Source organism: Curvibacter sp. PAE-UM (assembly GCF_001432305.1).
Classification (GTDB): Bacteria; Pseudomonadota; Gammaproteobacteria; order Burkholderiales; family Burkholderiaceae_C; genus Hylemonella.
In genome coordinates, this window is sequence record NZ_KQ483358.1 from 1,211,554 (window position 1) to 1,231,118 (window position 19,565).

The window sequence follows — 19,565 nt, forward strand, 5'->3', positions numbered from 1 at the left end:
GCGTGAGACGGAGTCTTATTGTAGATGCTTACAATTCTCATTCCGCCTCCCCAGTCTTTTTGGGTCACCCCATGCCCCTGCGCCGGCTCCGACATCTTTTCCTGCTGCTCCTGACCGCTGCCCTGATGCTGCCCGTGCTGGCCCTGCTGGGGGCCTGGCTGCCCGGTGGTGCGCCCGGTGCCCAGGCAACGGAGATCCTGCTGGAGATGGCGCGCACCGTCTTGCCCGATTACCTGGCCACCACCTTCTGGCTCTGCCTGCTGGTGACGGTCGGTGTCATCACGGTGGGGCTTTCTTCGGCGGCGGCGGTCACGCTGTTCGACTTCCCCGGCCGGCGCTTTTTCGAATGGGCACTGCTGCTGCCCCTGGCCATGCCGGCCTATGTGGTGGCCTATGCCTACACCGACTTCCTGCAGTACAGCGGGCCCTTGCAGACGTGGCTGCGTGCGATCACCGGCCTGCAGGGGCGGGTCTTTCCCGAGATCCGCAACACGGCGGGGGCGGCCTGGGTGCTGACCTTCGCGCTGTATCCCTACGTCTACCTGCTGGCGCGCACGGCCCTGGCCGAGCGTGCCAGCCACCTCATGGAAGCAGCCCGTCTGCTGGGCGCGCCCCTGTCGCGCCGCATCCGCGAAGTGGCGCTGCCGCTGGCGCGACCGGCCGTGGCCGCCGGTGTGGCACTGGCGCTGATGGAGACGCTGGCCGACTTCGGTGTGGCCAGCTACTTCGGCATCCAGACCTTCACCGCCGGCATCTACAAGGCCTGGCTGGCCATGGACAACCGCATCGCCGCAGCCCAGCTGGCTACCGTGCTGCTGGCCCTGGTGGCTTTGCTGCTGTGGCTGGAGCACCGGTCGCGCCAGCGCCTGCGCTTCGTCAGCTCGCGCACCGCACGCCAGGCCGGTGCGGAAGCACGGCCGGTGCCCTTGAAGGGCATGCGCCTGGCGGCAGCCTGGGCCGTGTGCGGTCTGCCGCTCGCGATGGGTTTCGTGGCGCCGGTGCTCTTCATGTTCCGTCCGCTGCTGGCGGACTGGGGGGAATTGCCCTGGGATCGCTTCCTCGGCTGGGCCGCCAACAGCGTGCGCCTGGGCCTGCTCAGTGCCGTGCTGGCCGTGGCGCTGGCCCTGCTGCTGGCCTACGCCCTGCGGCGCCTGCCCGATGTGCTGACGCGTGCCGTGGTCTGGCTGGCAGGCCTGGGGTATGCCGTGCCGGGCGCCGTGATTGTGGTGGGCCTGCTGCTGCCCGTGGGCTGGGTGCAGGCCCGCTGGCCCGAGGCCGACGCGGCCTACTGGGTGACGGCCACCTCGCTGGGCCTGGTCTGGGCCTATCTGGTGCGCTTTGTCGCAGTGGCCCTGCAGTCGGTGCAAAGCGGCTACGCCCGCATTCCGGCCAGCCTGGACGACAGCGCCCGCATGCTGGGCAGCAGCGGTTTCGGACTCCTGCGTCGTGTGCACTGGCCCCTGCTGCGCCGCTCGGTGGTGGCCGCCACCCTGCTGGTCTTTGTCGACGTCATGAAGGAACTGCCGGCCACCCTGGTGCTGCGGCCCTTTGACAGCGACACCCTGGCCGTGGTGGCCTACCAGCTGGCGCGCGACGAGCGCCTGGGCGAGGCGGCCCTGCCTTCGCTGGCCCTGGTACTGGTGGGCTTGATCCCGGTGTTGTTGCTCAGCCGCACCTTGCGTGCTCGAAATGCCTGATACATGTATCAGGCATATGTAGAATGAATATGTTCTTATATTAGGATCAGCTAGTCATGAGCAAGCGTTCCATCCAGGCGACCCCGTCCACTGTCACCGAGCCGGACCAGGTTTTCGAGCTGGCAGCGGAGGTTTTTCGTGTCATGTCGGCGCCCATGCGGCTCAAGATCATCAGCCACCTCTGTGATGGCGAGCGCAACGTGAGTTATCTGCTGAGCAAGATCGACACCACCCAGCCCAATATGTCGCAGCACCTGACCACGCTGTACCAGGCCGGCGTGCTGGGCAAGCGGCGCGAGGGCGTGCAGATCTACTACCGCATCATCGACGACCGTGTCTCATCGCTGTGCCGTGCTGTGTGCACCCAGATCGCCATGGATGCGGACTTCGAGTCCCCCATGGCCGAACCTACGGCCTCGCCGGCGACCTGAGCGCTGGCACACGACCAAAGAAAAGGGGCCTGACAGGCCCCTTTTCGCTGCGTATCTTTGCGCTCAGGGCTTCAGGTAGACGTAACCTTCTTGCGCTTGCAGACGTGCTACCTCGGCCACGCCCGAGGGCACGATCTTGGTTTCCATCAGCAGGCGATCCGGGTTGATGTTGCGCACCGTCAGCGTGTTGTTGCAGACGCGGAACTCGACGCCCTTGCCAGCCAGGTCGCTGACGGTGCCGCTGAATTCCCGGCCCTGGCTGTCCTTGGCGTCCTGCAGCAGGAAATTGATGCCCGGGCCGTGCGTCACCACCACGATCTTGGCTTTCGGATCCGCGTTCATGTGATTGCGGATGTTGTTCAGGATGGCCGGGACCGTGTTGACATCGGTGTTGACGTGGTAGACCGCCTTGACCTGCTGCGTGGCCTGGGCCTGTGCCGCAGACGTGAAACCCAAGGTGGCCGCGCAGGCCAGGGCAAGGGTGGCGATGAATTTGTACATGAGCAACTCCTGAACTCGTCGACAAGAAAAAGCCGGCCACGCCGGCAGGGATGGGCCCGGTGTGCCACCGGGCCCGGCAGTATCAGAGCAGTGTATCCGCCCAGATGTTCTGCGCCCAGTTCATGGCGTAGATACCCTCGAGCTCGTTGGGGGCGCTGGACACGCCACCCGAACCCGCCACGGTCTTGAAGGTCTTTTCTTCGGCAACGTACTGATGGACCGAGGCCACGTGCACCACCAGCTTGTCGTTGACGAAGCTGTAGCAGGTGTTGGTCAGCAGCGGCTGCGGGTTCACGTCCATGCCCGAGAGCTGGGCCACCACGGCTGCGGCGACCACCTTGCCGTGCGAGTTGGCCATGTGTCCGGACTTGGGCATCAGCGGGGCGGCGAGCACCGAGTCGCCGATCACGTGCACATCCTTGGCGGCGGTGGACTCGAAGGTCTGGTAGTTCACGTTGCACCAGCGGCCGTTGGCGTTGGCCAGGCCCGATTGCATGGCGATGAGACCGGCGCTCATATTGGGCAGCACGTTGAGCACGTCGGCCTTCACGTCGTCCGAAGTCTCGAACTTGACGGTCTTCGTCTTCGCGTCGACGGCGACGGCCTTGTGGTTGCCGCGGAACTCCAGCATGCCGGCGTAGTTCTCGGCCCAGAACTTCTTGAACAGCGGGCCCTTGGAGGTCACGTCCGGGTTGGCATCCAGGATCAGCACCTTGGATTTGGGCTTGGCCTTCTTGAAGTAGCTGGCCACCTGGCTGGCGCGTTCGTAGGGGCCGGGCGGGCAACGGTAGGGCGCCAACGGGACCGAGATGGCGTAGACGCCGCCGTCGGGCATGGCTTCGAGCTGGCGACGCAGCGCGATGGTCTCGGGACCGGCTTTCCAGGCCTGCAGGATCTGGCCCGAGGCGCTGGCGTCCTTCAGCCCCTCGATGCTGCCCCACATGAAGTCGACGCCGGGCGAGACGATCAGCTTGTCGTAGCCGATGGTGGCGCCGCCGGCCAGGGTGACCGTCTTCTTGCCGCGGTCGATTTCCGTGACGCGGTCGCGCGCGTGGATCACGCCATGCTTGCTCTTGAGGTTGTCATAGGGCGTGGTGATGTCGCCCATGGTCTTGGAGCCGCCGATCACCAGGTTGGAGATCGGGCAGGAGATAAAGCTGTCGTTGGGCTCCACCAGCACCACGTCGATCTGGTAGTTGGAGAGCATGCGCACGTATTTGGCGGCGGTGGCACCACCATAACCGCCGCCGATCACCACCACCTTGGCCTTCGAAGGGATGGTGGCGGTGGTGGCACAACCCACCATGGAAAGGCTGCCGCCCAGGGTGCCGAGCGCGAGGGAGGCCTGTACAAAACTGCGTCGTTTCATGATGCTGGTCTCCTTAGCGCTTGAGGGTCGAGAAATAGGTGGAGACAGTCTCGATCTGCTGGTCGGTCAGTCCCTTGGTCAGCTGGTGCATCACGGTGGCCGGACGCGTGCCTTCGCGGAAGGCCTTCATCTGCGCCACCATGTATTCACGCGGCATGCCGGCCAGCGAAGGGATGGCCGAACCTTCGGTGGTACGGCCCTCGGTGCCGTGGCAATTGGCGCAGGTGGCGGCCAGCGCACGCTGGTGCAGCTTGACGGTGTCCTGCGGCGTCGCGGCAAAGGCGGTGCAGGCAAAGCCGCCAAGTAGCAGCGCTGCCCAATGGGATTTGAAGTGCATGGTGGTCTCCTCGACTCGTTTCAGAAAAGCTACTGCCAATTTACAGAGTGGCCAGCGCGATGGGCGTGGGTATTTACCCTCGCTAATCCCTTCGGGTAGTGCCACGCATTCGAAGGGCAGCTGTCCAGGGTCAGGGTGCCTGCATGTTAGCGGTTGTTCCGGCGACTTGCTGGGCGGCTGTCGGCACGGTTGCCTGACTGTCCATCAGGCGGTCGGTCAGGCCGGCGCCGGCCCACATGCCGATCAGCGCCAGCCAGGCGGTGAGCGCGAACACCGCACCGCCGGTCATGCCGGCGCCCACGGCGCAGCCGCCCGCCAGCATGGAGCCGAAGCCCATGAGCATGGCGCCCGCGATGTAACGACGCATGCTGTAGCCATCCTGGAAGCCTTCGAGTTTGAACTCCTTGCCCACCAGGGCGCCGATGAAGGAACCGGCGAACACCCCGGGCAGCAGGCCGAAGTCGAAACCGATGTGCGGCGCCGGCGAGGACAGCACGCGCATCAGCCATTCGGCCGAGGGCCCGCTGAAGGTCAGTCCCTGCACTTGCACGGCCACCGCGCCAAAGCTGTTGGAAGAGATCAGGTGGGTGTACCACCAGCCGGCTGCCACGGCCAGGCCGGTGCCGATGCCGCCCACCCATTTCCACAAACCCCAGCCGCTGCGGATGGCAAAGTAGAGCGCGGCGGCAAACCACAGCAGGCCAAAGGCCAGGCCGCCCCAGTGGCCGATGCCCGTGATGGCCAGCAGGTCGCGCGTGGGGCCGCCTTCCACCGTCCACCAGCTGCTGATGGTGTTGCGCAGCGGCGCCAGCGAGCCCGAGAGCGCGGCCTGTGCCGTGACGGCGAAGATCAGGCCCGAGAGCAGGGCGCGCAGATTGCCGTTGGCCGAGAGCACCAGCAGGCGGCTGGCGCAGCCGCGCGTCATGATCATGCCGGCGCCGAAGAGCAGGCCGCCGATCAGCGCGCCCGACAGGCTGCCGCGCGCGGCGATCTGGCGTGCCGTGCTGGTGTCCAGCGCCTGCAGCACGATCAGCCCCTGCACCAGCACCACCGCGGTGGAGAAGGCCAGCAGCCAGACCGAGAGCTTTTCGCCGAATTTTTGGTGCCAGAACTCGATGGTGGCGGCGCGCAGGCAGAATTTGGAGCGCTGGGCGAAAAACCCGAACAGCAGGCCGATGACGCCGCCGCCGATGGCGAGCACCAGGCTTTCGCCATGCTGCTCAAGAATGGTTGCCAGGTTCATGGAGCTGCACCATAATTTAGTAATTGCTTATATTGGATGCTAAACATAATTGCATCGTAGCGGCTTGACCCACCTCAAGACAAGGCTGGTCTTGCGGTCCCGGAATGGAGTTGGAATGCGTACGAGTGGAATGGATGCCCGCCCCTGGGGGGCCAGGCTGATGGCGGCCGCTCTGGGCCTGCTGCTGGTGGCCGGGGTTCGGGCCGAAGCGCCCGCCATGGTGGCGCAGCAGGTGGCGCCCTCGGCCTGGTACGTCGAAGGCGTCTCGGCCCTGGGCTCGTCGGCCAACCAGAACTTCATCTCCAACGCCGCCTTCGTGGTGACGCCGGCCGGTGTGGTGGTGATCGACGCCCTGGGCTCGCCGGCGCTGGCCGAGCGCCTGCTGGCCGAGATCCGCAAGGTCACGCCCCGGCCCGTCACGCACGTCATCGTCACGCATTACCACGCCGACCACATCTACGGCCTGCAGACCTTCAAGGCCAAGGGGGCGCGCATCATCGCGCATGGTGCCGCCAAGGCCTACATGAACTCCGAAACCGCGCGCCTGCGCCTGGAGGCCTCGCGCGTGGAACTCGCGCCCTGGGTCGATGAGGACACCCGCCTGGTCGAGGCCGACGAATGGCTCGATGGTGACAGGACGCTCACGATCGGCGGGGTGGATTTCCAGATCCGCATCGTCGGCCCTTCGCACACGCCGGAAGACCTGGTGGTCTACCTGCCCTCGGAGAAGGTGCTGTTCGCCGGCGACCTGGTCTTCCGCAGCCGCATCCCCTACGTGGGCCAGGCCGACAGCCGGCACTGGATCCTGGCGCTGGAAAAGCTGCTGGCCTTCGATGCCACCGTCATCGTGCCCGGGCACGGCCCGCTCTCGTACGAGGCGCGCAAGGACATGCAGCTCACGCGCGACTACCTGGTCTACCTGCGCGCCAGCATGGGCAAGGCCGCGGCCAACCTGGAGCCCTTCGACGAGGCCTACCAGAACACCGACTGGAGCCAGTTCGAACACCTGCCCCTGTTCCGCGTGGCCAACCGCATGAACGCCTACAACACCTACCTGCTGCTCGAACAGGAGGGGGGCAAATGAAGCGCCAGGGCCTTGCGCGGCGCGACCTGCTGCTGGTCGCGGCCACGCTGCCGCTGGCCCTGGCCCTGGGCCCGGCACAGGCGGCCGAACTGCCGGCGGCGCACAACCTCAAGGAAGAGCTGGCCTCTGCGCTGGCCCGGCGTGAACCGCTGGTCGTCATGGTGAGCCTGGAGGGCTGCCCCTTCTGCAAGATCGCGCGCAACAACTACCTGGCGCCCATGCACCAGCAGGATGGCCTGCACGTGGCGCAGGTGGACATGCGCAGCCGCACCCGCGTGCTGGACTTCCAGGGCAAGGCCGTCACGCACGACGACTTGGTCAGACAGTGGAAAATCCGCATCGCACCCACGGTGCTTTTTTTCGGGCGGGGCGGCGCCGAGGTGGCCGAGCGACTGGTGGGCGGCTACATCCCCGATTTCTACGGCGCCTACCTCGACCAGCGCCTGGAGCAGGCGCGCGCCAGCCTGCGCTGAACCCGTCCCTTCGCCGGCACGGCCGCCTGGCAAAAGCGCCGGATATCCCTATACTGGGTGTTTAATATGCCCCCTAGGGTATATTCACCCCTGTTCATCTCATTGTTGGAGTAGACCGAGTGGAAATTTCCAATGCCTGCGAAGCGCCAGGCAGCAAGCCCTACTGGCCGGCCTGGCTGGCCGGTCTCGCGCTGGGCGTGGTGCTGCTGCTGACCTTCATCCTGACCGGCCATGGCCTGGGCGCCACCGGTTTCACCACCCGTCTGACGGCCTGGCTTGGCGACATCGCCGCGCCGCAGTGGACCCTGGCCAATGATTACCTCGGCCCCATGGTCGAAGACGGCGCCGTGCTGTCCTCTTGGATCAGCTGGCAGGTGCTGGGTGTCTTCCTTGGCGCGCTGGTCTCGGCCTGGCTGGCCGGCCGCCTGGCCTGGCGCATCGAAGGCGCGGCGAGTTCCGGCCGTACCGGCCGCCTGCTCAAGGCCCTGGCCGGCGGCATCCTGGCCGGCATCGGCGCGCGCATCGCCGCCGGCTGCACCAGCGGTGTAGGCCTGTCGGGCGCAGCGGTGCTCAGCGTGGCCGGTTTCGTTTTTCTCGGTGCCTTCTTCGCCGCCGGCCTGATCGCCGCGCGCCTGAGCGGTGGAGGTGTCAAATGATCGAGACGTTCATCGCCATCCTGCTGGGTTTCGGTTTCGGATTCGTGCTCGAGCGCGCCGGTTTCGGCAGCGGCTGCAAGCTCACCGCCCAGTTCCGCCTGACCGACTGGTCGGTCTTCAAGGTCATGTTCGGCGCCATCGTCTTCACGGCGGTCGGTCTTTATGTGCTGGAGCTGGCCGGCCTGGTGGAAGCCGCAGGCATCTACGTGCCCATCCCCTATCTGTGGGCCATCGCCGCCGGTGGCGCGCTGATCGGCGCCGGTTTTGCCGTGGGTGGCTATTGCCCCGGTACCTCGGCCGTGGGCCTGATGACCGGCCGCATCGATGCCATCGTGTTTTTTGTCGGCCTGTTCATCGGCACCTTCATTTTTGCCGGCTTCTTCCCGCAGTTCGACGCGCTCACGACCGCCGGCGAGTTCACCAAGGGCGACCGTCTGCCCGAAGCGTTGGGTGTGCCCGAGTGGCTGGTGCTGGTCGCCATGGTGGGCGCAGCCGTGGGCGTGTTCGTGCTCGGCGGCTGGTTCGAGCGCCGCGCGCGTGCGGCCGGCCAGGTCTGAACGAATTTTTTCAGGAGAACTTTCCATGAAGCATCCCCGCAACACCCTGGCCCCGCTGGTCTCGGCCCTGGCCCTCGCCCTGGGCGCCGTGCCTGTCGCCGCCGTGGCGCAGTCTGCTGAAACCCCGGCCCGCGCCGCCAACCCCTGCGCGGGCAACCCCTGCGCCGGCAGCAAACGCCGCAGCCGCGCCGACAACCCCTGCAGTGGCAATCCCTGCGCCGGTTCCAAGCGTCGCAGCCGTGCCGACAACCCGTGTGCGGGCAACCCCTGTGCCGGCAAGAGCCGCCGCCGCAGTGGTGACGACAGCGCTCCCGAGGCCGGCAAGAAGAGCCGCTGAGCGGAGCCATCGTGGCCGCCCTCGCCTCGCATGACGTCACCGGGCGCGCCGCGCATGGTGCGCTCGCGCGGCAGTTGCGCCTGGCCCGCCAGGGGCGCTCCATGCTGTTTCCCTTCATCGGGCGCAGCGCACGCTTCGAGATCTGGGCGCACTACCCGCGCCACGACGCCATCGATACCAGCGGTCGCTGGCAGTTCTATTTCCATGCGCATGACCGCTCTGAGCCGGACAGCGCACGCCATCCGCAGGAGCATGGCCACATCCACCTGTTCCGCCGCAGCCCGCAGGGCAAGCTCACGCACTTCGCCGGCCTGGCGCTGGACGCACGTGGCCTGCCCCTGTGCTGGTTCGCCACCAACCAGTGGGTGACCGGCGAACGCTGGGCGGATGCAAGCTCGCTGGGGCGCGAGCTGCCCGGCTTCGAGTTGCGCCTGCGCGGCCCGCTGAGTGGCGCCGGCCTCTGGCTGGGCGACATGGTGCGTTTTTATGCCGCGCCGCTGCGCCAGATGCTGCTGCAGCGTGACCAGGCTTTGGAGCGGCATTGCACGCGCCATCGTCAGACCCGGGCGCAAGCCTGGGCTGACCGGCGCGTGGCTGTCTGGAGTTCCCACCCCGTGAACTGGCCGCACGACGCCTTGCTGGCAGCCGGTTCCCTGACTCAATGATTCTTAACAGGAGATGCAGATGAAGACACACATCCGTTACCTAAGCGCCGCTGCCCTGCTGGGCCTGGCTACGCTGGTCCCGACCTTGGCCCTGGCCTTGAACGTGCCCGGCCCCGTGGTCGACGGCGCATGGCTGGCCCAGAACCGCGCAGACGTCACCGTGCTCGACGTGCGCGCCAATCCCAAGACTTTCACGCTCACGCCCGAGTTCGAGACCGACAAGAAGACCGGCAAGAAATTCCTGGTCGAACTGGGTGGCCACATCGATGGCGCCGTGCTGGTGGACAACAAGAAGGTGCGCGTGGACCGCACCATCAACGGCCTGACCGTCAAATCCATGATCCCCGAACGCGCCGACTTCGAGAAGCTGGTGCGCAGCTGGGGTGTGTTGGCCGGCCGTCCCATCGTGATCGTCTCGGCCGGCATGGAGCCGATCGACTTCAACGATGCCGCTCGCCTGTACTGGCAGTTCAAGGTCTACGGTGAAGACAACATCGCCGTGCTCAACGGCGGTACCGCCGGCTGGATCGCCCAGGGGCGTGAAGTCAGCAGCGCCGCCGTCAAGGCCGCCGAAGGCAACTGGGCTTCCAAGGCCGACCGCACGGCCGAACTGATGGCCACTTCCGACGACGTGGCCAAGGCCCAGGCCGACAAGTCGGCCCAGCTGGTCGATGCCCGTGACGATGCCCATTACCTGGGCCTGAGCAAGAGCAGCAGCACCAGCGCCGCCGGCCACGTGGCGGGTGCCAGGAACGTCTTCACCGGCCTGATGTCCACCCAGGGCGGCGACGCTGCACGCCTGCTGGGTGCCGACACCTATCGCGATGTCTTCAAGCTCAGCGGCCTCGATGCGCAGGCAGCTTCGATCGCCTACTGCAACACCGGTCACCAGGCTTCGGGCACATGGTTCGTGCTCCACGAGATCGTCGGCAACAAGAACGTCAAGCTCTACGACGGTTCCATGCACCAGTGGACCCTGGAGAAGCGTCCCACCGTCTCGGTGTCGCTCGCCAAATAAGCCGAGGCCCGGGGGGCTGGCGCGCCGCGGTATAAACACCGCATGCTCGCCCTGCTCCAACGTGTCAGACAGGCCCGCGTCGAGGTCGATGGTCACACCATCGGCCAGATCGACGCGGGCTTGCTCGTTCTGGTGTGCGCAGAACGCGGCGACACCGAAGCCATAGCCGACAAGCTGCTGACCAAGATCCTCAAGCTGCGCATCTTTGCCGACGAAGCCGGCAAGATGAACAGGAGCGTGCAGGATGTGGGTGGTGGTCTATTGGTCGTGAGCCAGTTCACTTTGGCTGCTGACACTTCGGGCGGCAACCGCCCCAGCTTCACCAACGCCGCGCCGCCGGACGAGGGGCGGCGGTTGTATGACTACTTCGTGGAACAGGCCCGGGCTTCACACCTCGTGGTGCAAACCGGGCAATTTGCTGCCGACATGCAGGTGCACTTGATCAATGATGGGCCGGTGACCATTCCTATGATGGTGCGGTAACTTTCGCCATACAAAAAGCCATACATTTGTATTGCTATAAGGTGCCAGGCGTGCTAGCCTGAGACTCCATGAGCGGAGCTCGTTTTGAGTGGGATGCCAGCAAGGATGCCGAGAACCAGCGCAAGCATGGCGTGAAGTTTGCGCTGGCGCAGTACGCGTTCGCCGATCCTCGCCGGGTGATCGCGGAAGACCTGACGCACAGCCAGGACGAACCGCGGCACTACTGCTTCGGTGAGGTGGACGGCGGCATCCTGACGGTGCGCTTCACCTGGAGAGACGGCGTAATCCGTATTTTTGGCGCCGGTTACTGGCGCAAAGGCAAGGCTATTTATGAACGCGAAAATCAAATACAGCAATGAGCCACTGGGCGAGGTTCGCGTGGTGCGTGACTTTCTGCCGCCGCCCGAAGAACTGGCCTACCGCGAAGAAGGCGTCAAGGTCACGCTGGCCTTGAGCAAGAGGAGTGTGGATTTTTTCAAGGCTGAGGCCGAGAAACACCACACGCAGTACCAGCGCATGATCCGGCGCCTGGTGGATGCCTATGTGGAGGGGCATGTAGCTGCGAAGAAATCCCGACCGACCAGTCGAGCGAAATCATGAGTCTGTGAGCAAAAAGCATGACCTGGCCCCACTGCCGGGCCGTATTAGGAGTCATATGCGCCAGGAAGAACTCTTTGGACTCAGTTTCTCAAACATCCCGACAATGAATTTAAGGGATGAGTTCAATCAGACGTACGCATTTGTGTTCGGTGAGAACGCTGAGCAAGCACTTAAGCCACCCATAAAAGCGATTGAGACACCCATGTTTATCTGGTTCGGCATGCCAGACGACATGTTCACGCTATTACTTCAAAGAGCAATTTTAGGTGTGGAGGCTTACCTTCCCTTTGCCCTTAAGTTCAAATCAGCTCAACTCGGAGATGCATCAGAAGAGTTGTTTGCCAAGCTGGATGATCCCTTTAGTCTTGGCGGTAAAAAGGCTGTGACAAACATCTACCATCGGATGCCGGCTGAAGTTCATCCGGAACTTAGTCTGCAGTACCGTGACAAAGAGTTGTACGAGCGTACACAAAAGTTTTATTTGAGGATCAGAAATCCACTATTTCACGGATGTGAGCTACACGACACGGACGTGAATGCGCTGAGGCGAGTTTTCGATCATGTGGCGAAGCTCTATGAGTGGATCGACGGCTGGTATGACCCAAATCATGTGATGAAGGGGTTCGGTAGCGTCAGTGGTATTCGAGGACGGCATCCAAAGATTAGTTAGGGCAATCCAGCCTAGCCCCAGGTTGCTCTAAACACTGTGGCTGGTCACTCGTACGGATTCCCGTACCCTATCCCCTCCATTAGCAGTACCTCCAGCGCCTCCATCTCCAGTGCGTCAACCTCGGTCGTCTCGTGTTCGTAGCCCTGCGCATGCAGGGTGCCGTGCATCAGCAGGTGGGCGTAGTGCGCTTCCAGGGCCTTGCCCTGTTTCTTCGCGGTTGAGCTTGTCGCCCTGGCCGCCAGAAAGCCGCCCTGCTGCGATGGCTGCCCTGACCCCTGATGTTCGTCAAGTTCGCGTCGAATAGTTGCTGATCGTCCGGTTTCACGGGGTGACGCAGATGTCCCTGCGGGAGAGAATGAAACGAGACGGCATCAACAGGAGCGAACTTGAAAGAGATCTATTCGAAACTGCCTTTGGTCTATGCGTGTTCCGGCTGCTCCAATGCAGCGCAGTTGGCCAATACGCTGGCGGTTCGTCTCGACCGGGAGCAAAAAGCAGAGATGTCCTGTAGTATCGCCGGGGTGGGTGGTGACGTCCGCGCCCTGCTGAAAACAGCCCGCTCCGGGCGCAAGATTCTGGTGCTGGACGGCTGCCCTCTGCATTGCGCCCGAAGCTGCCTGGCGCGCCATGCCATCGAGCCCAGCGCGCATGTCGACCTGTCGCAATTCGGCGTGAGGAAGAATTTCCACCAGGACGCCGAACCCCAGGTGGTGCAGGAAGTCTGGACCCGGGTTGTCCTTCCGGCGCTTGGCCAGTTGACGGCAGCGGCCTAAGCCGGGCCCGCACCTTGCCGCTTCCATCTCCGGCGCGCCTCGCTGGTGTGAAGAATTCCCTGAAACCGAAACCGCTTTGAATCGCCAGGCCGGCGGAACTCCCCGTTCTTGACCTGGAGCAAATCCGGCTGGGCCCGCCGGACTTAAGGTGGTGGCATGAAAACCTTCCTGCGCGCGCCTGTCCTGCTGTTGATGCTGTGCTTGGCCTTTGGCGTCGCGCATGCGGCCGACGCGCTGGACCGCGCCATCGCCCATGCCGAAACCCTGCAGACCCGGGCCCTGGGCGCTGTCGCCGCGGCGGAGCGGGCGGTGGCGGACGCGCAGGCCGACCTGCGGGTGGCGCGTGGCATTGAAGCCGATGCGCGCCGCGCACGTGACACGGCGGCCATCAGCGTGGCTGGCGAAGCGGTGCAGCAGGCGCAGGCGCTGGAGCGCGAGACCCAGCGCAACCTGGGCCTGGCGCGTTCCCTGCTGGCCACGCGCGGCAAGACCCTGGACGACCTGCGGGGCTGGACCCGTGCCGACCGCCGGCCACGGGCCGTGATGGTGGTGGAAAGCGGTGAGGTGCGGCACCACACGCCGGGCGGTTATATGCCGAAGGATCTGGCCCCCGTGCGGGCTGGCGAACGTATCGAGACCGGCCCGGATGCCCGTGCCCGTCTTTTCGTCTCCGGCGGCGATGCCGAAGTCGCGCTGGGGGGCAATTCGTCCTATACCGTGACGCAGGACGACGCGGCCGGAAATTTCGTGGCGCAGCTGGAGACGGGGCTGATGCGCCTGCGCGGGCTGGTGAAAGCGAAAGTGGGCAAACGTTTTGAAGTGCGCACCCCGGCGGCCGTCACCTCGGTGCGCGGCACCGATTTTTCCATCGCCCGTACGGCGGCGGGTGATGTGGTCCAGGTCTACAGCGGCGTGGTCGCCGCGGCGCCGCCTGCCGGTGGTGCCGAGGTGCTGCTCAAGGCGGGCGAGCAATTGAGCGTGCCGGTGCAGGGGCCCTGGCCGGCGGCACAGCGTTTCAACGCCGACGCGGCCGAACTGCCCTGGGGTGCTGTGCATGCGGCGCCCTGAGCTTGGCGCCGGCCTGGCGCTGCTGCTGGCGATCCTGGCGCTGCCGGCGCAGGCCGAGTACTGCGTCAACTACTCCTCACGCGTGATGTCGCTGGCGCGCCAGGCCGGCTCCATGAATACGCGAGGCTGCGTGGCCACCGAGTCGCAATGCAATTCGGCTCGCATGAGCCGCCCGGGCGACTACTCCGGCATCTGCTACTACGTGCCCGGCATGTACCCGCCCACACCGGGCAAGTCGGGCGGCGGTGCGCCGCCCGGTGATCAGGGGGCCAAGGCCAATGCCGAGGCGCAAAAGAAGATTCGCGCGCAACAGCAGGCGCAAGACCAGGCGGACCAGCGGGCAGCCCAGCAGACGCGCCAGGACCTGCTGGGCGGTCTCAAGGGCGTCGAGCCTTCCTCCACGGGGCTGACCATCAAGTTGCCGGCGGCCCCGGTGGGCGGCACGGCCCGTGCCCAGCTCGATTGCGTGACGCGCGCCTCGGCGTCTTCCTCGCGCGAGGACGCGGCCCGGCTCGGCCCCGGGGTGCCCGTACAAGGCGGCCAGGACGATTTCGAAAATGCCGAGGATTGCCGGCCCGTGGCGACGCCCGGTGTGCCCGAGGCCTCGCCGCCGGTGCCGGTGGCCGAAGAACTGCCACGTGATCCGGCGCTGCTGGCCCGGCTGCTCGCTTCCCTGCTGGCACGCCAGCGCGAGATGCAGCAGCAACTGGCCAGCCAGGACCGCGACATCGCGAGGCGCGAGGCCGAACTGGCGCGCGAGGAGCAGGCGCCCAAGGTGGATCTCAAGACCGCCCCTGCCGAGAGCGATGCCCTGCGCCGCGCGCGCGAGGCCCTGGCCAAGGCGCGGGCGGACCGGCAGAAGACGGCCGCCGAGTACGAGAAATTGCAGCAGCAGGCGCAACAAGCGCGCCAGCAGCAGTCTGCACCGTGAGTCATGAACCAGTACGGAGGACCCCGATGAAGATAGATGCCCTGAAATCCAAGCACCTGGCCGCCTGGGCGGCCCTGGCCCTGCTGGCCGGCTGCGCCTCGGCGCCGGAGCCGCCGCCGCTGCGAAGCGCGTCCGCCGCAGCGCCCCAGGCCGCGGCCGTGGTCCAACCCCAGACGAGCGCACAGCCGCCTGCGCTGGTGTCACCAGCGGCGCCAGCCGCCGCCGACATGCCGGCGCGCGCCCGCGCCACCGGCTCGCCTGAAGACGCGCGGCGCCACATCGTGCGCGGTGCCGCGGCCATCGAGATGGCCAAGAGCGCGGACGACCTGGCCCTGGCGGCCGACGAGTTCCGCATGGCGGCCGAAATCGCGCCCGACATGGCTGTCGCCTGGTACAACCTGGGCGCTGTGCTGGCCAAGACCGGCAAGGTCGACGAGGCCATTGCCGCCTACCGGCGCTACCTGGCCTTGTCGCCCGGCGCGGCTGACGCGCAGAAGGTGGCCGACGAGATCATCAAGCTCGAATTCCGCCAGGAGCGGCTGGCCAAGGAGCAGGCCAGCAGCGGCGTCTGGATCGAGAGTGACGGCACGACCTACCGCCTGCTGGTCAACGGCAACAAGTGGCAGCTGTCCACAACGTTGCGTCCCATCCAGCCCGACGTGGAATACCGCTACGGCCCGGGCATCGGCTCGTTCGGCATGTCGATCCAGGATGTGGAGAAGATCGCCTTCAACCTGGAATTGCGCGGCAACAAGCTGGTGGGCACCTGGCAGCGTGCCGAGACCCAGGTCGACAAGTGCACGCTGCCGGCCGAGACCGGCGATGCGCAAGGCGTGCTGGACGCTGCCAGCGGGACGGTGACGCTGGAGTTCAGCAAGGCGCGCTACCGGACCGTCACGTCCGCGCCGTTCCCGCTGTCTTTCGAGACCAAGGACAAGTGCGTTGAAGTGACCGTGCTGGAGCGCCGGGCCGTGCGCTATGTCTTCCGTGGTCCCCTGCCCGTGGGCGGCATCGGGCTGCAGGTCACCTCAGCGCATGGTGCCATGATGACCCGGACCTGGATCGGTGAGTTGCGCGTGAACGGCACCGCCAAGGATGCACCGGCCGAGCAGGCCGGCCTGTACTCCCAGGACCTGGTGCTCGCCATCGATGGCGTGCCGGTCAACACCCTGTCGGCCGGAGAGGCCATCTTCCGACTGCGCGGCGCGCCGGGCAGCACCGTGCGTCTGACCATCCAGCGGCGCAATGTCAAGGAGCCGGTCGATGTGACCCTGCGGCGCCAGCCCATGCCGGTGCAGGAGGGGCACAACACCGATCTCAACTACTACTGAGTGGTGTCGCGCGGGAACGAAGTAAAGCGGACATCCAGCGACCCGGGGTGAAGGAACTTGTCACGACCACGCTGTGCCGATCGGTGCAGCGTGGGGTCGGACAAAACCTGGGCAGTTGGCGTGTGGTCGCGTATGAGCGCAGCGCTCATTCGTAGGGGTTGCTGTAGCCCATCGCTTCCATCAACAAGACCTCCAGCGCCTCCATCTCCAGCGCATCCACCTCGTTCGTCTCGTGCTCGTAACCCTGTGCATGCAGGGTGCCGTGCACCAGCAGGTGGGCGTAGTGTTCTTCCAGGGTCTTGCCCTGTTCCTTCGCTTCTTTGGCGACGACTGGCGCGCACAGCACCAGGTCGGCCATGACCACGGGCTCGATGGCGTAGTCGAAGGTCAGCACATTGGTGGCGTAGTCCTTGTGGCGGTACTCGCGGTTCAGCTGGCGGCCTTCGGCGGCGCCGACGACACGCACGGTGATCTCCGCGTCGCGTTGCAGGGCCATGCGCATCCAGCGTGTGACACGCGCTTTCGTCAAAAGCTTCTTGTGACTGTCCGGCACGGCCGCACCGAACTGCAGCGACAGGTCGAGTTCTGGCAAGGCGCTCATGCGGCGTCTCCGGGCTTGCGTTTGTCGTAGGCGTCCACGATGCGCGCCACCAGCGGGTGGCGCACCACGTCGGCGCTGGTGAAGCGGCAGATGGCGATGCCCTTGATGCGCTTGAGCACGCGTTCGGCGTCGATCAGGCCGCTGAGCTGGGTCTTGGGCAGGTCGACCTGGCTCACGTCGCCAGTGACCACGGCGCGCGCGCCGAAGCCGATGCGCGTGAGGAACATCTTCATCTGCTCGGGGGTGGTGTTCTGCGCCTCGTCCAGGATGACAAAGGCGTTGTTCAGCGTGCGCCCGCGCATGAAGGCCAGCGGGGCGATCTCCAGCGCGTTGCGCTCGAAGGCTTTCTGCACTTTCTCGTAGCCCATCAGGTCGTAGAGCGCGTCGTAGAGCGGGCGCAGGTAGGGGTCGATCTTTTGCGTCAGGTCGCCGGGCAGGAAACCCAGGCGCTCGCCGGCTTCCACGGCCGGGCGGGTGAGCACGATGCGCTGCACCGCGCTGCGCTCCAGCGCATCCACGGCGCAGGCCACGGCGAGATAGGTCTTGCCCGTGCCGGCCGGGCCGATGCCGAAGGTGATGTCGTTGCCGGCGATGCTCTCCAGGTAATGGGCCTGGTTGGGCGTGCGCGCGCGCAGCTCGTGGCGGCGCGTCTGCAGCGCTTCGCCGTCTTCAGTCAACGGCATGGAACTGTCGCTGGCCAGCAGCAGTTGCACGATGGCGTCGTCGATGGGCTTGGTCGCCATCTCGTAGAGCGCCTGCAGCACTTCCATGCCGCGCTGGGCCTGTTTCTTGGGGCCTTCCACCTTGAACTGCTCGTGGCGGTGGGCGATCTTGACGTTCAGCGCCGTCTCGATGATGCGCAGGTGTTCATCGGCGGGGCCGCACAGGCGGGCCAGGCGCGCGTTGTTGGGCGGGGAGAAGAGGTGGCGCAGAATCAACTGATAATTCCTGTAACGATTCCCCTAATGATAGGCCCCCATGATCGGCAGACTGAGCGGCACCCTCCTCGAAAAAAATCCTCCCCACGTCCTGGTGGACTGCAATGGCGTGGGTTATGAAGTCCAGGTCTCCATGAGCACCTTCTACAACCTGCCCCATCTGGGCGAGAAGGTCGCCCTGCTCACGCATTTCGTGGTGCGCGAGGACGCGCAGCTGCTCTACGGCTTTGGCACGGCCGTCGAGCGCGAGGCCTTTCGTGAACTCATCAAGATCTCGGGCGTGGGCCCGCGCACCGCGCTGGCCGTGCTCTCGGGCATGAGCGTGGGCGAGCTGGCCCAGGCGGTCAGCCTGCAGGAGGCGGGGCGCCTGGTCAAGGTGCCGGGCATCGGCAAGAAGACGGCCGAGCGCCTGCTGCTCGAACTCAAGGGCAAGCTGGGGGCCGACATCGGCCTGCCCGGCGCGCAACCCGCCAGCGACGCGCAGGCCGACATCCTGCAGGCCCTGCTGGCCCTGGGCTACAGCGACAAGGAAGCCGCCGCCGCGCTCAAGGCCTTGCCCAAGGACGTGGGCGTGAGCGAAGGCATCAAGCTCGCGCTCAAGGCGCTGGCCAAATAAAGTAGAGACTCAGGGCCGCCCGCCCGGGGCGATCAGCACCGCGTCGCGCACGGGCCGGTCGTGGCGCGGCTGCATCGGGCGCGCATTGTTGGCATACAGCTGGCCAAACAGGCGCAGCTGCTCGCGGCTGATGCTGACCGGCTGCTTGAGGATGAGCCAGAGCACGCCCTCGGTGCAGGGGGGCGTGGTGAGCGAACCCATGTACTGGTAATAACGCTGGTCGCGCGGCAGGATCTCGCCCACGTGGATCAGGTCCGGCGGCAGGCGCACGCTGTCGTTCACGTCCAGCGGCATATGCGTCCACACCTTCTGGATCAGGGCATTGGGCTCGCCCGGCTCCAGCAGCACGGCCAGCACGGCCAGTTGCCCCACCTCGTTGCGGTGCACGAAGTGCGCCACCATGGGATAACCCTGGCCGTTGATGCGCTCCTCCGCCGGGTGGTGGAAGTGGAACTGCACCAGCTGGTAGGTATTGCCGCGCACGGTCAGGCTGTTCTCGCCATAGACCTTGACCTCGACGGTGTGGCCGTTGTTGACCACCGTGCCCTTGCTGGGCGCGTAGCGGAACTCGATGGCCTCGGCCGGGCCCCGGAGCGTTTCGCTGTCCTCGATATGGATGGGCGACTGGCGCTGGCCGCTGGCGCAGGTGGCGTAGTCGGCCTTGAGCTTGCCCCAGTTCGTCGGGGCGCCTTCGCCTTCGTAGCTCCAGTGGATGTCCTTGTGCGGCGCGGGGGCTGCGGCCGGCGCAGCGGGGCGCTGCTGGCGGATCACCAGGCCCGGTTCGCGCGGGCGCGGGCCGGCCACCGCGGGCGGTTTGTTGTCCACGGGGTTGACGGGCGGGGCGGCGCCGGGCGTGCTGGCCAGGCCAGCGCTGCTGCTCTTGCCGTCGATGATGAGGTTCAGGCGTTTGGTCTTGGGGTCGCCCCGGCTCATGGCGTCGCGCAGCTGGCTTTCGATGTCCGTGCGTGTGCCTTCCACCCGCGCCGGGGCCGAGGCCGCCTGCGCCGGGGGCGCTGCCACCGCCGGCTCGGCCGCCCGGGCATGCGGCAGCAGCATGGCTGCCAGCAGGCCGGCCAGCAAGGAGAGGGGGAGGGTGGTGGGCTTCATGGTGGGCAGTCTCAGGGCTATCGTCTTTCCATCCTATCGGCAATACGGCTTGATTACTTGAGTCGGCTATAGTCGGAAT

Annotated in this window: 26 protein-coding genes; 18 read left to right on the forward strand and 8 right to left on the reverse strand. The window is 65.9% G+C overall.

Going from position 1 to position 19,565, the window contains the following annotated elements:
• The first annotated feature begins 71 nt into the window (after positions 1–71).
• A complete protein-coding gene (locus AO057_RS05855) occupies positions 72–1,697 on the forward strand; it encodes an ABC transporter permease (protein WP_082605428.1) in 1,626 nt (541 codons plus the stop codon).
• A gap of 56 nt (positions 1,698–1,753) precedes the next feature.
• Positions 1,754–2,128 (forward strand): ArsR/SmtB family transcription factor, encoded by a 375-nt coding sequence (locus tag AO057_RS05860; protein WP_057674744.1) that lies wholly within the window; start codon positions 1,754–1,756, stop codon positions 2,126–2,128.
• Positions 2,129–2,191: 63 nt separating this feature from the next.
• Here AO057_RS05860 and AO057_RS05865 read toward each other — a convergent pair whose 3' ends face one another.
• The 4 genes from AO057_RS05865 to AO057_RS05880 all read right to left on the reverse strand — a co-directional run bounded on the left by AO057_RS05865 (position 2,192) and on the right by AO057_RS05880 (position 5,578).
• On the reverse strand, positions 2,192–2,629 hold the full coding sequence (locus tag AO057_RS05865; protein ID WP_082605429.1) for a DsrE family protein: 438 nt from the start codon (positions 2,627–2,629) through the stop codon (positions 2,192–2,194).
• A gap of 82 nt (positions 2,630–2,711) precedes the next feature.
• A complete protein-coding gene (locus tag AO057_RS05870; protein WP_057674745.1) occupies positions 2,712–3,998 on the reverse strand; it encodes an NAD(P)/FAD-dependent oxidoreductase in 1,287 nt (428 codons plus the stop codon).
• 13 nt (positions 3,999–4,011) lie between these two features.
• Positions 4,012–4,335 carry a c-type cytochrome gene (locus tag AO057_RS05875; protein ID WP_057674746.1) on the reverse strand — a complete coding sequence of 108 codons (324 nt, stop codon included), beginning with the start codon at positions 4,333–4,335 and terminating at the stop codon, positions 4,012–4,014.
• Positions 4,336–4,465: 130 nt separating this feature from the next.
• Positions 4,466–5,578 (reverse strand): YeeE/YedE family protein, encoded by a 1,113-nt coding sequence (locus tag AO057_RS05880; RefSeq protein WP_057674747.1) that lies wholly within the window; start codon positions 5,576–5,578, stop codon positions 4,466–4,468.
• A gap of 115 nt (positions 5,579–5,693) precedes the next feature.
• Between AO057_RS05880 and AO057_RS05885 the strand changes: the two genes are divergently transcribed.
• From AO057_RS05885 to AO057_RS05935, 11 genes are all read left to right on the forward strand, one after another.
• Complete coding sequence (locus AO057_RS05885) at positions 5,694–6,662, forward strand: MBL fold metallo-hydrolase (protein WP_057674748.1); 969 nt, start codon at positions 5,694–5,696, stop codon at positions 6,660–6,662.
• The gene (locus tag AO057_RS05890) at positions 6,659–7,135 is read left to right on the forward strand and encodes a thioredoxin domain-containing protein (protein WP_057674749.1); all 477 of its coding nucleotides are present in this window, start codon (positions 6,659–6,661) and stop codon (positions 7,133–7,135) included. Before AO057_RS05885 ends, AO057_RS05890 begins: the two co-directional genes overlap by 4 nt.
• A gap of 119 nt (positions 7,136–7,254) precedes the next feature.
• On the forward strand, positions 7,255–7,791 hold the full coding sequence (locus tag AO057_RS05895; RefSeq protein WP_240480739.1) for a YeeE/YedE thiosulfate transporter family protein: 537 nt from the start codon (positions 7,255–7,257) through the stop codon (positions 7,789–7,791).
• Positions 7,788–8,348 carry a YeeE/YedE thiosulfate transporter family protein gene (locus AO057_RS05900; RefSeq protein WP_057674750.1) on the forward strand — a complete coding sequence of 187 codons (561 nt, stop codon included), beginning with the start codon at positions 7,788–7,790 and terminating at the stop codon, positions 8,346–8,348. The genes AO057_RS05895 and AO057_RS05900 overlap by 4 nt, the downstream gene beginning before the upstream one ends.
• 25 nt (positions 8,349–8,373) lie before the next feature.
• Positions 8,374–8,685, forward strand: a complete 312-nt coding sequence (locus AO057_RS18075) for a hypothetical protein (RefSeq protein ID WP_057674751.1) — start codon at positions 8,374–8,376, stop codon at positions 8,683–8,685.
• Positions 8,686–8,696: 11 nt separating this feature from the next.
• Positions 8,697–9,350, forward strand: a complete 654-nt coding sequence (locus tag AO057_RS05910; RefSeq protein ID WP_057674752.1) for a DUF6969 family protein — start codon at positions 8,697–8,699, stop codon at positions 9,348–9,350.
• Between the two features lie 19 nt (positions 9,351–9,369).
• The gene (locus AO057_RS05915; protein ID WP_057674753.1) at positions 9,370–10,368 is read left to right on the forward strand and encodes a sulfurtransferase; all 999 of its coding nucleotides are present in this window, start codon (positions 9,370–9,372) and stop codon (positions 10,366–10,368) included.
• 42 nt (positions 10,369–10,410) lie between these two features.
• On the forward strand, positions 10,411–10,851 hold the full coding sequence (dtd, locus tag AO057_RS05920) for a D-aminoacyl-tRNA deacylase (RefSeq protein WP_057674754.1): 441 nt from the start codon (positions 10,411–10,413) through the stop codon (positions 10,849–10,851).
• Positions 10,852–10,919: 68 nt separating this feature from the next.
• Entirely contained in the window at positions 10,920–11,210 is a 291-nt protein-coding gene (locus AO057_RS05925; protein ID WP_057674755.1) for a BrnT family toxin, read from the forward strand.
• Positions 11,182–11,451: a hypothetical protein gene (locus tag AO057_RS05930; protein WP_057674756.1), complete on the forward strand. Its 270-nt coding sequence runs from the start codon at positions 11,182–11,184 to the stop codon at positions 11,449–11,451. The genes AO057_RS05925 and AO057_RS05930 overlap by 29 nt, the downstream gene beginning before the upstream one ends.
• Before the next feature lie 55 nt (positions 11,452–11,506).
• The gene (locus tag AO057_RS05935) at positions 11,507–12,121 is read left to right on the forward strand and encodes a hypothetical protein (protein ID WP_057674757.1); all 615 of its coding nucleotides are present in this window, start codon (positions 11,507–11,509) and stop codon (positions 12,119–12,121) included.
• Positions 12,122–12,165: 44 nt separating this feature from the next.
• Here AO057_RS05935 and ybeY (AO057_RS05940) read toward each other — a convergent pair whose 3' ends face one another.
• Positions 12,166–12,423: an rRNA maturation RNase YbeY gene (ybeY, locus tag AO057_RS05940; protein ID WP_371258279.1), complete on the reverse strand. Its 258-nt coding sequence runs from the start codon at positions 12,421–12,423 to the stop codon at positions 12,166–12,168.
• An 84-nt stretch (positions 12,424–12,507) separates the two neighbouring features.
• Here ybeY (AO057_RS05940) and AO057_RS05945 point away from each other — a divergent pair, with 84 nt between their 5' ends.
• From AO057_RS05945 to AO057_RS05960, 4 genes are all read left to right on the forward strand, one after another.
• Positions 12,508–12,894: a putative zinc-binding protein gene (locus AO057_RS05945; RefSeq protein WP_057674758.1), complete on the forward strand. Its 387-nt coding sequence runs from the start codon at positions 12,508–12,510 to the stop codon at positions 12,892–12,894.
• A gap of 156 nt (positions 12,895–13,050) precedes the next feature.
• On the forward strand, positions 13,051–13,962 hold the full coding sequence (locus AO057_RS17725; RefSeq protein ID WP_057674759.1) for a FecR domain-containing protein: 912 nt from the start codon (positions 13,051–13,053) through the stop codon (positions 13,960–13,962).
• The gene (locus tag AO057_RS05955; RefSeq protein ID WP_057674760.1) at positions 13,949–14,893 is read left to right on the forward strand and encodes a hypothetical protein; all 945 of its coding nucleotides are present in this window, start codon (positions 13,949–13,951) and stop codon (positions 14,891–14,893) included. The genes AO057_RS17725 and AO057_RS05955 overlap by 14 nt, the downstream gene beginning before the upstream one ends.
• A 26-nt stretch (positions 14,894–14,919) precedes the next feature.
• Positions 14,920–16,224: a tetratricopeptide repeat protein gene (locus tag AO057_RS05960; protein ID WP_057674761.1), complete on the forward strand. Its 1,305-nt coding sequence runs from the start codon at positions 14,920–14,922 to the stop codon at positions 16,222–16,224.
• A 145-nt stretch (positions 16,225–16,369) separates the two neighbouring features.
• Here AO057_RS05960 and ybeY (AO057_RS05965) read toward each other — a convergent pair whose 3' ends face one another.
• Both ybeY (AO057_RS05965) and AO057_RS05970 read right to left on the reverse strand, forming a co-directional pair.
• The gene (ybeY, locus tag AO057_RS05965; protein ID WP_057674762.1) at positions 16,370–16,825 is read right to left on the reverse strand and encodes an rRNA maturation RNase YbeY; all 456 of its coding nucleotides are present in this window, start codon (positions 16,823–16,825) and stop codon (positions 16,370–16,372) included.
• On the reverse strand, positions 16,822–17,763 hold the full coding sequence (locus AO057_RS05970; protein WP_057674763.1) for a PhoH family protein: 942 nt from the start codon (positions 17,761–17,763) through the stop codon (positions 16,822–16,824). Before AO057_RS05970 ends, ybeY (AO057_RS05965) begins: the two co-directional genes overlap by 4 nt.
• Positions 17,764–17,803: 40 nt before the next feature.
• On the opposite strand from AO057_RS05970, the gene ruvA reads away from it, so the two are divergent.
• The gene (gene ruvA / locus AO057_RS05975) at positions 17,804–18,379 is read left to right on the forward strand and encodes a Holliday junction branch migration protein RuvA (RefSeq protein ID WP_057674764.1); all 576 of its coding nucleotides are present in this window, start codon (positions 17,804–17,806) and stop codon (positions 18,377–18,379) included.
• Positions 18,380–18,388: 9 nt separating this feature from the next.
• On the opposite strand, the gene AO057_RS05980 is transcribed toward ruvA, so the two are convergent.
• Positions 18,389–19,486 (reverse strand): carbonic anhydrase, encoded by a 1,098-nt coding sequence (locus AO057_RS05980; RefSeq protein ID WP_057674765.1) that lies wholly within the window; start codon positions 19,484–19,486, stop codon positions 18,389–18,391.
• Positions 19,487–19,565: the final 79 nt, after the last annotated feature.